Here is a 12,498-nt window from a genome sequence, read left to right as displayed (position 1 = left end):
GCGGCTGCCTCGAACCAATTTCTGGCCGGTATCCAGACTGATGCACCGACTGTCGAAGCCTTCCCAAAGCACGAGGCTTCAGTGGCTGTGGAACGACAGGCTGGTCTTACGACCTGTGCACACACTGTTGCGGGGGCAGTACATGCAAGGTAAGGCGCTGTAGAGCGCAAAACCTCCATGTTTCTCGTTTATCAGCATGGCCTGAACGGCCACGCGAGCACCAGAAATCAGCGTGGATTCTAGAGCGCAAAACAGTGTTGTGCAGCCTGACTTGGCGATGGCTGTTGCCATATGGCACAGCATCACCCGGTTTTTGCGTGTTTCAGCGGTGTTGTTGCAGTTCGTCAATGCAGTGAGGTGCTTGGCATAACCTCAGCGGTGGCTATGCCTCGATAGCTACTGCAGGGCAGCGGCATTGCTCAGTCTTGTGTGCTGACCGCCTGAACGGCAGGCTGTGGGCTGCTTCAGCCCCACGGAGTTTTTTTGCTGCTGCGACAGTGTTGGCTATCAACGGTTTTTGGCTGTGACATGCTGCAGCACCATTCCTGCCAGCATGGCTGCTACAAACAGCCAGACCTCCATCTGCAGGGTGGCCAGATTCATCACGGCAGGGCCGGGGCAAAACCCTGCCAGGCCCCAGCCAGCGCCAAACATGGCGGCGCCCGTCAGCAGCTTGCGATCTACTACCGTGGCCGTTGGTAGCTGCATGGGCTCACCCAGTGCCGAGGTTTTGCGGCGCTTAGCCCATGTAAAAGCGACCAGCCCTACGGCAATTGCTCCGCCCATCACCAAGCCCAGCGAGGGGTCCCAGGTGCCAAAAATATCCAGAAAGTTTTGCACTTTGGCGGGGTTGCCCATGCCGGAGAGGATCAGCCCCAAACCGAACACTAAACCCGCAATCAATGCAGCGATTGCAATCATGGTGTGACTCCTTTTTCTTTGCTGTTCAAGCCACTACATGGCGCATGATGAACACTGTCGCCACGCCTGTGGCCATGAACATCAACGTGGCGGCCAATGAGCGAATGGACAAACGCGACAAACCACATACACCATGGCCACTGGTACAGCCCGAACCTAGTCGCGTGCCGAAACCTACCAGCAAGCCTGCGCTGATGATCAGCATGGGGTTGGAGGGCATTTGCATGGCTGGCAGTGGAGCAAACATCTGCCACAGCAGCGGTGCAAGCAGCATGCCCGCTACAAAGGCTGCACGCCAACCCCACTGGCGCACCGAGCCCCATGTGGCCTTCTGCAGCAAGCCTCCCAAAATACCGCTAATGCCAGCAATGCGGCCCAGCAACACCACCATCAAAGCGGCGGCTAATCCAATCAACACCCCGCCCGCCAAGGACGACCACGGCGTAAAAGCTTCCCAATAAATACTCATGACTGAGCTCCATGCGCGGCAGGGCCGCAAAACAATTGATGCACCACTTGCATAAGCTGCAGAGCACGAGCATCGGCCAATTGATACCAGATGAACTTGCCTTCGCGGCGCGTCGACACCAGGCCTTCTCTGCGCAGCACACCCAGCTGCTGCGACAAGGTAGGCTGGGTAATGCCTGTCAGCTGCTCCAACTCCGTCACTGTGCGCTCTTGTAATGAGATCTGGCAAAGCAGCATCAAGCGATCTTCATTGCCAAGTAGCTTGAGCATGCTCACCGCTTCACTGGCATGGGCACGCATGCTGGCCAAATCCAGACTGTTGGTGATGTCTGTCATTGGCTCGTTGAAATTTTCGTTTGTCATCTTTTCCAGCATTGGGCGCTTGTGGTGCCCAATGTTTTGCTAGTTCCAAAATGCTTTGAGAGCAGTCTGTGGCGGATTTACTTGGTTCTTCACGGATTTCCGGGGAATGCGGCCTTGATCTTCAAGAAGAAGTATTCAGTGTTGCGATATCCGTAGGCCATGCGCTTGATGAGTTTGATGCGGTTGTTGATACCCTCCAGCAAACCTGTGTGCATGGGCCAGCGCATACGGGAGAGTATGCCGCGCCAGTACTTGCTGAGCTTTTTGGCAAACTGCTGCAAGCAGGCAATGCCACTTTGCTGGCAGTGCTCATGCCACTGTCTCCAGCTGCGCCTGAACTGCCAAGGGTCTGAACAGTTCCACAGTTGCTTGAGCTCATCTTTGAGCACATAGACCGTCATCCGGGGCTGATTGGCCTGTAGCACTTGCTGCAGGTGCTGCTTTTGTTCAGGGTGCAAGTGGGCTTCATTTTTGACCATCTTGCGCTGGCGTTTATCCCCGCGCAGTGCATTGGCCGCATCAACACGCACGCGTGCAACAACCTCGCGGCCATACTTGGCCACCACATGGAACAAGTCATAGACAACCTTGGCTTTCGGACACCAATGCTTGACCTCTGCGTCGAACGCCGTATTCATGTCCATGGCGACAGCTTGGATACGCTGGCGTAGCGATGCCCCTTGAACATTGCAAACTCATCCATGACCAGACGCTCAGGTTGCGCTGGTGGCAAGCTGTCAATTTGTTGCTGCAGCCTGCGTGCATCAAGCTCACGCACGGTCTGCCAATGCAGGCCTAACGTCTTGGCAACGTGCTTGATGCTCATGTGCTGGCATAAGTGCTGGATATGCTCAACCAAGCGCTTGGTTAAACGACTGTACTTATCGAGCCAGGGCACATGTTGCAGGCATTTGCCGCAATCGGGGCAGACCAGCCTGTGCAGCTTGACCTTCAAACGCAGCTGCCTGTCCACCAGTGGCATATCTCGCACTGTGCGCTGCACGTATTCATGCACCTGAGCCAAGGGCTTGAGACAAGCACTGCACTTGCTACTGCCCTGTAGCGGCTCAAGCGTTAAAACTGCTTGGCCTGGTGTTTGAAGGTCAGCATCAATAACCCGGAAACCCTCCCAAAGGCCCAGCCATGTAGTATCTTTGCGCATGCAGCGGTGCTTTCTTGCATGTTGATTGGTCGCACAACCATCATGCTTGAAATGTCACCGCTGTTTCTGTTTGAGGGGCAACTACCCCGACATTCCGTGATGAACCATTTACTTCTTGCTCCGTAGCGGACAGGTGTTCAACCCGAGTAGCGGGTACAAGGGGCAGAATCGAACCAGGCCCGTGACCAAGGGAATCACACCCAGCCAGCCCCACCAGCCGACAGTACCTGTCGCAGCCAGTCCGATGAGCACCAAGCCGAGCACGATGCGCAGCACACGATCCCAACCACCGATATTTGCTTTCATTGCGGTCTCCAGATTGTTGAAAACATAGGGCGTATGGTTGTCACCTGCGAATAGAGGGTGAATGCATACGATCTATTTTTTTATATTATATTAAAAAGTAAATTAAAAGCAAGTCCGTCACCCAAAGGAAGCTCCATGCACATGCCTCAGCCACATATCGAATCTTTTTTTGATGCTGTCACTGGCACGGTCAGCTATGTGCTGGCAGATCCCAGTACTGGCAAGGTCGCCGTGATTGACTCCGTGCTGGACTTTGACGCCAAGTCAGGCAACCTCACCAGCGCCAGCAGCGATCGCATCATTGAATATGTGCGCAGCCAGAACTGGCAGGTCGAATGGATTCTGGAAACCCATGCCCATGCTGACCACATCTCGGGGGCGCAACACATTCGCCACCACTTGGGCGGCAAGATTGCCATCGGGGCCAACATTCGTCAGGTGCAAAAAATCTTCCGCACAGTCTTTCTGTTTGAACGGAGTTTCTTGCCCGATGGCAGCCAGTTTGATCACCTGTTTGAGGACGGAGAGGTGTTTCATGTGGGCAGTCTGGCCGTAACAGCCATGCTCGTGCCCGGGCATACGCCTGCCGATATGGCCTATCTGGTTGGGGGTGATGTGTTTGTGGGCGACACCTTGTTCATGCCCGATGTGGGCACCGCACGTGCCGACTTTCCCGGTGGGGATGCTGCAGTGCTGTATCGCTCTATACAGCGCATCTTGAGCCTGCCTGCAGACACCTGTATTCATGTGTGTCATGACTACCCGCCTGCCCATCGTGCCGCTGCCTGGGTGTGCACGGTGGCAGAGCAAAAGGCCGGCAATATTCATGTGCGCGACGGCATCAGTGAAGCGGAGTTTGTGGCCATGCGTAACCGCCGCGATGCGACCCTGGCGATGCCGACGCTCATCTTGCCGTCCGTACAGGTGAACTTGCGCGCAGGGCGCATGCCTCCTTCTCAGCCAGATGGGCGCACCTATATCGAAGTGCCCATCAATGCATTCCTCAAAGACCCCGATCAGGCGCCAGATGGCATCTGGCAAGGAGCAGAGACGGAGTAGCTTTCACTCCTCAGGGGTGATCGTCCATGGTGTTGCTTCGAGCGCGCTTGGTGAGTAAGCGCCTCGAGAATTCACTGGAGAAAATCGGCAGTTTGGAGAGAAGTGCGTGTGGCAGATGCGAGGCTGCATCTGATGCGGTGAAAACGAAAAACCCCTTGCAAGCTCGCGCTTGCAAGGGGTTGTCGATTCTGGCGGAAGGGGCGGGATTCGAACCCGCGGTAGGCTATTAACCTACACACGCTTTCCAGGCGTGCGACTTAAACCGCTCATCCACCCTTCCGGAAGACCGCTATTGTAGCCAGCTTTTTGCGCCTTTCTGGCTTGGTGCGCATTTTTTCGAAAAAACTTGCACTGAAGAGCCAGTTTTTACTGGCTTTTACTGGCCGTTTTTACCTTGCTGCACCACGCGCATGGCAGAGGCAATCAGGCCAGAGACTTCAGAGATGTTGCTGGGCACGATGAGGGTGGTGTTGGCATCCTGCGCGACCTTGCTGTAGGCCTCGACCGCGCTTTCTGCCACCTTGAGCTGTACGGCCTGCTCGCCACCGGGCTGACGAATGGCGGCTGCCACGCGCTCCAGTGCCTGGGCCGTGGCTTCTGCCACGGTGGTAATGGCGGCGGCCTCACCCTGGGCCTTGTTGATGGCGGCCTGCTTTTCACCTTCGGAGCGGGCGATAAAGGCTTCGCGTTCGCCGGTAGCGATGTTGATTTGCTCCTGGCGGCGGCCTTCGGAAGCGGCAATCAGTGCGCGCTTTTCGCGCTCGGCAGTGATCTGGGCCTGCATGGCGCGCAGGATTTCTGCGGGCGGGGTCAGGTCCTTGATTTCGTAGCGCAGCACTTTCACGCCCCAGTTCAGCGCGGCCTCGTCAATGGCGTTGACCACCTGGGCGTTGATCATGTCGCGCTCTTCAAAGGTTTTGTCCAGTTCCAGTTTGCCGATTACGCTGCGCAGCGAGGTCTGAGCCAGCTGCGTCACGGCCATGATGTAGTTGGACGAGCCATAGCTGGCGCGCATGGGGTCAGTCACCTGAAAGTACAGAATGCCGTCGACCTGCAGCTGGGTGTTGTCGCGGGTGATGCAGACCTGGCTGGGTACATCCAGCGGAATTTCCTTGAGGCTGTGCTTGTAGGCGACTTTTTCGATGAAGGGGATGATGATGCGCAGGCCGGGGCTGAGCGTGCCTGCGTACTTGCCAAAGCGCTCCTTGATCCAGGCGTGCTGCTGGGGAACGATCTTGACGGACATGCTAACGAAGATGACAGCAATCACAAATGCGACGATGGCGATTTCCATGGATCAGGCCTTATGAAGAAAAACAAATAAAAGAAGCAACCATGAGCTTGCCCCAAAAGCAGGGCTTATGCCTTGTCAACGATCAGCCGGTTGCCTTGTACCTCTATGACGCGGTACAGCCCCGCTGCAGGCATGCTGCCTGCACGCAGGGCCACAGTCCATTGGCTGCCACGGTAGGGGATGCGGGCTGTGCCGTCACTGTTCCATTCGGGCACGTGCAGGGTTTCGCCAATGTCAAGGTTCAGGTCTGGGTTGGCAGAAGGGGGCAGCTCAGGGGCGCGGCGCGCACGCAGACGGCGGCACACCAGCACGGACAGCATGCCCACTGCGGCTGCGATCATGATCTGCAGTGGCAGACTCAGGCCCAGGTGTGCTGCAATGGCCCCGCAGGCCAGACCGAATGCAATCATCAGCAGATAAATGCCACCGGTGAGCAGCTCGGCCACAATGGTGATGCCTGTGAAAACCCACCACCAGGTACTGGTCGCCATGTGTTCTTCTCCCTATAGATATTGGTGCAAGAGACCGCTTTGAGAATTTGCCCGGAAATTGAGGTTTAGTGGGCAGAATTCACAGATTTGCACACGATATTACTTACACTGCGCGGCTATCCGATCTTTATTGTTCCCGATTACAAAGGGTTGCGCATGAAATTCCGCTTTCCCATCGTCATCATTGACGAGGATTACCGCTCCGACAATACGTCTGGTCTTGGCATCCGCGCTTTGGCTCAGGCGATTGAGGCCGAAGGTTTTGAAGTGCTGGGGGTGACCAGCTATGGTGATCTGAGTCAGTTTGCGCAACAGCAAAGTCGGGCCAGCGCCTTCATCCTGTCGATTGACGATGAGGAGCTGACGGGCCATGACGAAGACCCCATCATTCACAGCCTGCGCAGCTTCATTGGCGAGCTGCGCCGCAAGAATGAAGAGGTGCCGATCTACATCTACGGCGAGACCAAGACCGCGCGCCACCTGCCCAACGACATTCTGCGTGAGCTGCACGGCTTTATTCACATGTTTGAGGACACGCCGGAATTCGTGGCCAAGCACATCATCCGTGAAGCCAAGGCCTATCTGGAAGGCGTGCAGCCGCCGTTCTTCAAGGCGCTGCTGGACTATGCGGAAGACGGCTCGTACTCCTGGCACTGCCCCGGTCACTCCGGCGGCGTGGCGTTTCTGAAGAGCCCCGTGGGCCAGATGTACCATCAGTTCTACGGCGAGAACATGCTGCGTGCCGACGTGTGCAATGCGGTAGAAGAGCTCGGTCAGCTGCTGGACCACAACGGCGCGATTGGCGAGTCTGAGCGCAATGCGGCGCGCATCTTCAATGCCGACCACTGCTACTTCGTGACCAATGGCACATCGACATCGAACAAGATCGTCTGGCACCATGCTGTGGCGCCGGGTGACGTGGTGGTGGTCGATCGCAACTGCCACAAGTCCATCCTGCACTCCATCATCATGACGGGTGCGATTCCGGTGTTCTTGAAGCCCACGCGCAACCACTTCGGCATCATTGGCCCGATTCCGCAAAGCGAATTCAGTGTGGAATCCATCCAGGCCAAGATTGCGGCCAACCCGCTGCTCAAGGGTGTGGATGCCAAGGCGGTCAAGCCCCGCGTGCTGACGCTGACGCAGTCCACCTATGACGGCGTGCTCTACAACACCGAGACCATCAAGCAGATGCTCGATGGCTACGTGGCCAACCTGCACTTTGACGAGGCATGGCTGCCCCACGCGGCCTTCCACCCCTTCTATGGCACCTACCATGCCATGGGCAAGAAGCGCATTCGCCCGAAAGAGTCGGTGGTCTACGCCACCCAGTCCATCCACAAGCTGCTGGCCGGTATTTCGCAGGCTTCGCATGTGCTGGTGCAGGATTCGCAGACACAGAAGCTGGACCACCACCTGTTTAACGAGGCGTACCTGATGCACACCTCGACCAGCCCGCAGTACAGCATCATTGCTAGCTGCGACGTGGCCGCGGCCATGATGGAGCCACCCGGCGGCACTGCGCTGGTGGAAGAATCCATTCTGGAGGCGCTGGACTTCCGCCGCGCCATGCGCAAGGTCGATGATGAGTTTGGTGAGGATGACTGGTGGTTCCAGGTCTGGGGCCCAGAGAAGCTGGCCGAAGAGGGTGTGGGTCGTGCGGACGACTGGATCATCCGTGGCAAGGACGCAGCGCCCAAGACCAAGTCCAAGAAGAAAAACGGCAAGCAGTTTGACAACTGGCACGGCTTTGGCGATCTGGCCGACGGCTTCAACATGCTGGACCCTATCAAGTCCACCATCGTCACGCCCGGCCTGGATCTGGATGGTGAGTTTGCTGAGACGGGTATTCCTGCCTCCATCGTGACCAAGTACCTGGCCGAGCACGGTGTGGTGGTGGAGAAGACCGGCCTGTACTCCTTCTTCATCATGTTCACCATCGGCATCACCAAGGGCCGCTGGAACACCATGCTGGCTGCGCTGCAGCAGTTCAAGGACGACTACGACCGCAACCAGCCTCTGGTGCGCATCCTGCCCGAGTTTGTGCAGCAGCACCGCCGCTACGAGCGCATGGGCCTGCGTGACCTGTGCCAGCACGTGCACGAGCTGTACGCCAAGTACGACATTGCGCGCCTGACGACAGAGATGTACCTGTCTGATCTGCAGCCAGCCATGAAGCCCTCGGACGCCTACGCCCACATCGCGCAGCGCAAGACCGAGCGTGTGGAGATTGACCACCTGGAAGGCCGTATCACCGTGGGTCTGGTCACGCCTTACCCACCCGGCATTCCGCTGCTCATTCCCGGTGAAGTCTTCAACAAGAAGATCGTGGACTACCTGCTGTTCGCGCGCGAATTTGCCAAGGAGTGCCCCGGCTTTGAAACCGATATCCATGGTCTGGTGGAAATCGAGGACGAAAAGGGCGAAGTGCACTACTACGCAGACTGCGTGGCGCAAGAGCAGCCTGCTGCGAAGCCAGCAGCCAAGCCTCGCGCGAAAGCCGCACCCCGCAAGACGGCTGCCAAATAAGCTCAGCCAAGATCAGCAAGGGCATTGCCCTTCAAAAATAAAAGCGCCTTGCGCTTGATTCATAAGGGTTTCAGGTAGAAAACTATCTGAAACCTTTACAGAATCAGCGCAAGGCGCTTCTTTTTTTATTATTTGGTGGGTGAAGTGGCCTCTTCTCGCACACGCCAGAACCGTGCAAAGCGTGGCACCCCACTGGGATGCGTGCCGTTGTAGCGATAAGTGATGGTGCTGCCAATCGGGGGCGGGTTGGCACGGTCTGCATCCTTGAGCCCACTGCCAATGCGAAAGCGCAGGCCCTCGGGCGTCTGCACCAGCAGCGCGCCTGTCATGCCCGTGTATTTACCTTTGCCGGGCAGGTGGCCAATGACCACGGCTTCTGCGTCATCAAACAGCTTGAGTTTGATCAGGTCATCACTGCGCCCAACGCGATAGGGCGCGTGCTGGTGGCGCAGCATCAAGCCTTCCGCGCCTTGCTGGCTGAACTGGCGCAACTGCTGCATCAGTGTGGCGTGGTCCGGCACTTGCCATTGCGGCGCAGCCTGCACCCAGGGCTGCGCGATGCCTTGTACCAGCTGCTGCAGCGCCTGGTAGCGCTGGGTGAAGCCTCCGCTGTGCTGCGGCAGGTCAAACACCATGTAGCGCAGCTGCTGCCAACCTGTTTCATCTTTGCTGCCTTGTGCCACCGTGGACTGCACTTTGGCAAACTGCCCGCGCCCGGCCCACAGCTCACCGTCCAGGGCGTAGGCAGGCCAGCCTGCCGTGAACCAGGCAGGGGCTTCAATCGGCAGGCCCTGGCGGCTGAGGAACTGCTGGCCGTTCCAGTAGGCGCGAATGCCATCGTATTTTTCGCTGACCCAGTAGTGCGCCAGGTTCAGGTTGGGGTGGTAGGGGGTGGCGAGGGTGAGTGGAGTGCTGTACGCAAGTTGCGCTGACAGCATCCAGCCTGCCATCCAGTAGAGCATCTGAGAGATAAAGCACCGCCTGTGCATGGTTACCCTCCACTTTCTGGGTAGCGTAATCTCCGGTGGATAAGCTACAAGGCCTTATATCGGGGAGATAGCACTATGGTGGTGCGCGTCTCAGACTGAGCCACAGATAAAAAATCCCCGCAGCTTTCAAGGCTGCGGGGATTTTTTTGAGGAACTGGTTGGTATCAGACCTGATCAGCACTCAGACCTGCGGTCTGGCTGAAACCGCCGTCCACATAGGTGATTTCAGCGGTCACGCCAGAGGCGAGGTCAGACAGCAGGAAGGCAGCTACATTGCCCACGTCTTCAATGGTCACGTTGCGGCGCAGCGGTGCAGCGTCGGCCACGCGGCCCAGCAGCTTGCCAAAGTCCTTGATGCCCGAGGCAGCCAGTGTCTTGATGGGGCCGGCAGAGATGCCGTTGGCGCGGATGCAGCGGCCATCTTCGGTGCGGCCCACGGCTTCGGCCAGGTAGCGCACGGAAGCTTCCAGCGAAGCCTTGGCCAGGCCCATGGTGTTGTAGTTGGGGATGGAACGCAGGGCGCCCAGGTAGGACAAGGTCAGCAGCGAGGACTTGTCGTTCAGGTAAGGCAGGGCAGCCTTGGCCATGGCTGGGAAGCTGTAGGCGCTGATTTCGTGTGCAATCTTGAAGGATTCGCGCGACAGGCCGTCCAGGAAGTTGCCTGCAATGGCTTCACGGGGAGCAAAACCGATGGAGTGCACAAAGCCGTCAAACTTGCCCCATACAGCGCCCAGATCGGCAAACAGCTTTTCAATTTGTGCGTCGTCAGCAACGTCGCAGTCAAACACCAGCTTGGAATCGAATTCGGCAGCAAACTCGGTGATGCGATCCTTGAAGCGCTCGCCCACATAGCTGAATGCCAGCTCGGCACCTTGCTCATGGCAGGCCTTGGCAATGCCGTAGGCGATGGAGCGGTTGGACAGCACGCCAGTGATCAGCAGCTTCTTGCCGGTCAGAAAACCCATTGTTCTTCTCCTTGTGAAAATGCGGTGAAGGCCTGCCAGACAAATTCGCCAGCTGCAATACAAGCTGTGGTGGCAGGCCGCTGTGGTGCAGAATTGTCGCATGCGCCTATGGAAGTTTTTTTTCTTGCTCGCAGGAGCCACTACGGCAGTCCCAGTTTGGGCTGAGCACGCTTACGCTTTATGGGGGCAACCCAAATATGCGCAGGGCTTTACGCACTTTGACTACGTCAACCCTGATGCTCCCAAAGGCGGTGAGCTGCGGCTGGTGAGCAATCTGCGTGTTTCCACCTTCGACAAATACAACCCCTTCACCATCAAAGGCACGGCGCCTGCGTATCTCTCGGGCCTGCTGTTTGATACCTTGCTGGTAGGCAGCATGGATGAAACCGCCACCGGCTATGGGCTGCTGGCGGAGGATGTGCAGGTCGCACCTGATCGCCTGTCGGCCACCTTCCGCCTGCGGCCCCAGGCGCGCTTTCACAATGGCAAGCCGGTGCTGGCGGAAGATGTGAAGCACAGCTTTGATACCCTGACCGGGCCGCATACCTCTCCCGGCTACAAGACCGTGCTGGCCGAGGTGCAAAGCTGGGAAGTGTTGGATGCGCGCACCATTCGCTTTCACTTTCGCTCACCCAACCGGGAGCTGCCTTTGACCGTGGGCGGCATGCCCATCTTCAGCCGTGACTGGGGGGCAGGCAAAGCTTTCAATGAGGTGGTCATGGAAACACCCATTGGCAGTGGCCCGTACCGCATTGGCTCCGTAGTGTTTGGCAAGGACATTACCTATGTGCGTGACCCTGACTACTGGGCCAGAGACTTGCCCGTGCGCCGGGGCACCGGCAACTTTGACCGCATCATCGTCAAGATCTACAAGGACAGCACGGCACGGCTGGAGGCGTTGAAGGCCGGTGAGTTTGATGTGATGCGCTTTTTCAGCGCGGGCGACTGGGCGCGGCGCGTGAATGGGCGCAAGTTTGATGCGGGAGAACTGGTCAAGGGCGAGTTTGCACACAAGCAGCCCACGGGCTTTCAAAGCTATGTGCTCAATGTACGCCGACCTTTTCTGCAGGATGCCCGTGTGCGCGAGGCGCTGGGCATGGCGCTGGACTATGAGTGGATGAACCGCCAGATGTTCTATGGCTCCTACCAGCGCGTCAAAGGCCTGTTTGGCAATACCATCTGCGAGGCCAATGGCAAGCCCACGCCCGAGGAACTGGAGTTGCTGGAGCCATTCCGTGGCGAAATTCCAGATGCAGCCTTTGGCCCCATGGCAGTGCCGCCGCGCACCGATGGTGAGCAAGGCCTGCGCGGCAATCTGCGTGCGGCCAAGCAGCTGCTGGCGCAAGCGGGCTGGGAGGTTGGCAAGGACGGTGTGCTGCGTAATGCAGCAGGGCAGGCCATGGTGCTGGAGTACCTGGACAGCGGCGAAAGCGGCCAGCGCGTGGTGGCACCGTGGCAGCGCAACCTGCAAAAGCTGGGCATTCAACTCAAATTCCGCGCGGTGGACTTTGCGCTGTACCAGCAGCGGCTGCAGAAGTTTGATTTCGACATCACCTCCATCGCCTACCAGGGCACGAACAACCCGGGCCAGGAGTTTGCGGACCTGTTCGGCAGTGCGGCGGCAGACCAGGAAGATTCCGGCAACTTCCCCGGGGTGAAGAACCGCGCCGTGGATGCGCTGATTGCCGCCATGGTCCAGGCCAAGACGCAGGAGCAGATGCAGCCCGCCTGCCGTGCGCTGGAGCGCGTGATTGCGCACAGCCACTACCTGATTCCACAGTGGTCGGCCAACACCCACCGCATGGCCTACAACCAGTGGCGGCTGGAGCACCCCAGTGTAATTCCGCCGTACTCCAATGGAGAGGGCTGGGTCATAGATACCTGGTGGGCGCGCATGCCCCCGCTCAATGCAGAGACGGCGCGCGTCGCTTTGCCTTCCACACAGCCCTAA

General features: G+C 58.0%; 11 protein-coding genes, 1 tRNA gene, 1 pseudogene and 1 riboswitch. Of the genes and pseudogenes, 3 read left to right on the top strand and 10 right to left on the bottom strand.

Features of this window, described 5'->3' with window-relative positions:
- Positions 1 to 6 precede the first annotated feature (6 nt).
- A riboswitch (cobalamin riboswitch) is annotated at positions 7 to 240 on the bottom strand.
- A 267-nt stretch (positions 241 to 507) separates the two neighbouring features.
- The 5 genes and pseudogenes from B5M06_RS15610 to B5M06_RS15590 all read right to left on the bottom strand — a co-directional run bounded on the left by B5M06_RS15610 (position 508) and on the right by B5M06_RS15590 (position 3,220).
- A complete protein-coding gene (locus B5M06_RS15610; protein WP_054067287.1) occupies positions 508 to 921 on the bottom strand; it encodes a YeeE/YedE family protein in 414 nt (137 codons plus the stop codon).
- A gap of 25 nt (positions 922 to 946) precedes the next feature.
- The gene (locus B5M06_RS15605) at positions 947 to 1,390 is read right to left on the bottom strand and encodes a YeeE/YedE family protein (RefSeq protein ID WP_054067288.1); all 444 of its coding nucleotides are present in this window, start codon (positions 1,388 to 1,390) and stop codon (positions 947 to 949) included.
- Entirely contained in the window at positions 1,387 to 1,725 is a 339-nt protein-coding gene (locus tag B5M06_RS15600; RefSeq protein WP_054067301.1) for an ArsR/SmtB family transcription factor, read from the bottom strand. The genes B5M06_RS15605 and B5M06_RS15600 overlap by 4 nt, the downstream gene beginning before the upstream one ends.
- 116 nt (positions 1,726 to 1,841) lie before the next feature.
- A pseudogene (locus B5M06_RS17745) lies at positions 1,842 to 2,914 on the bottom strand (transposase).
- A 108-nt stretch (positions 2,915 to 3,022) separates the two neighbouring features.
- Positions 3,023 to 3,220: a YgaP family membrane protein gene (locus tag B5M06_RS15590; RefSeq protein ID WP_054065565.1), complete on the bottom strand. Its 198-nt coding sequence runs from the start codon at positions 3,218 to 3,220 to the stop codon at positions 3,023 to 3,025.
- A 135-nt stretch (positions 3,221 to 3,355) separates the two neighbouring features.
- Between B5M06_RS15590 and B5M06_RS15585 the strand changes: the two genes are divergently transcribed.
- Positions 3,356 to 4,279, top strand: coding sequence for an MBL fold metallo-hydrolase (locus B5M06_RS15585; RefSeq protein WP_054065564.1), 924 nt, complete (start codon positions 3,356 to 3,358; stop codon positions 4,277 to 4,279).
- A gap of 189 nt (positions 4,280 to 4,468) precedes the next feature.
- Here B5M06_RS15585 and B5M06_RS15575 read toward each other — a convergent pair.
- The 3 genes from B5M06_RS15575 to B5M06_RS15565 form a co-directional block, all read right to left on the bottom strand.
- A tRNA-Ser gene (locus tag B5M06_RS15575) sits at positions 4,469 to 4,559 on the bottom strand.
- Between the two features lie 96 nt (positions 4,560 to 4,655).
- Positions 4,656 to 5,573, bottom strand: coding sequence for an SPFH domain-containing protein (locus tag B5M06_RS15570; protein ID WP_054065563.1), 918 nt, complete (start codon positions 5,571 to 5,573; stop codon positions 4,656 to 4,658).
- A 65-nt stretch (positions 5,574 to 5,638) separates the two neighbouring features.
- Positions 5,639 to 6,064, bottom strand: coding sequence for an NfeD family protein (locus B5M06_RS15565; protein WP_054065562.1), 426 nt, complete (start codon positions 6,062 to 6,064; stop codon positions 5,639 to 5,641).
- 156 nt (positions 6,065 to 6,220) lie between these two features.
- On the opposite strand from B5M06_RS15565, the gene B5M06_RS15560 reads away from it, so the two are divergent.
- Positions 6,221 to 8,593, top strand: a complete 2,373-nt coding sequence (locus B5M06_RS15560; protein ID WP_054065561.1) for an arginine/lysine/ornithine decarboxylase — start codon at positions 6,221 to 6,223, stop codon at positions 8,591 to 8,593.
- A 128-nt stretch (positions 8,594 to 8,721) separates the two neighbouring features.
- On the opposite strand, the gene B5M06_RS15555 is transcribed toward B5M06_RS15560, so the two are convergent.
- Both B5M06_RS15555 and fabI read right to left on the bottom strand, forming a co-directional pair.
- On the bottom strand, positions 8,722 to 9,582 hold the full coding sequence (locus B5M06_RS15555; RefSeq protein ID WP_077344712.1) for a DNA ligase: 861 nt from the start codon (positions 9,580 to 9,582) through the stop codon (positions 8,722 to 8,724).
- Between the two features lie 164 nt (positions 9,583 to 9,746).
- The gene (fabI, locus tag B5M06_RS15550; RefSeq protein ID WP_054065560.1) at positions 9,747 to 10,547 is read right to left on the bottom strand and encodes an enoyl-ACP reductase FabI; all 801 of its coding nucleotides are present in this window, start codon (positions 10,545 to 10,547) and stop codon (positions 9,747 to 9,749) included.
- A 100-nt stretch (positions 10,548 to 10,647) separates the two neighbouring features.
- Between fabI and B5M06_RS15545 the strand changes: the two genes are divergently transcribed.
- Complete coding sequence (locus B5M06_RS15545) at positions 10,648 to 12,498, top strand: extracellular solute-binding protein (protein ID WP_054065559.1); 1,851 nt, start codon at positions 10,648 to 10,650, stop codon at positions 12,496 to 12,498.

It is taken from the genome of Comamonas kerstersii (genome assembly GCF_002056725.1).
In the GTDB taxonomy this organism is placed as follows: domain Bacteria; phylum Pseudomonadota; class Gammaproteobacteria; order Burkholderiales; family Burkholderiaceae_C; genus Comamonas; species Comamonas kerstersii.
The sequence above is the reverse complement of the archived record's forward strand: the minus strand, read 5'-3'. Positions and strand labels throughout refer to the sequence as shown.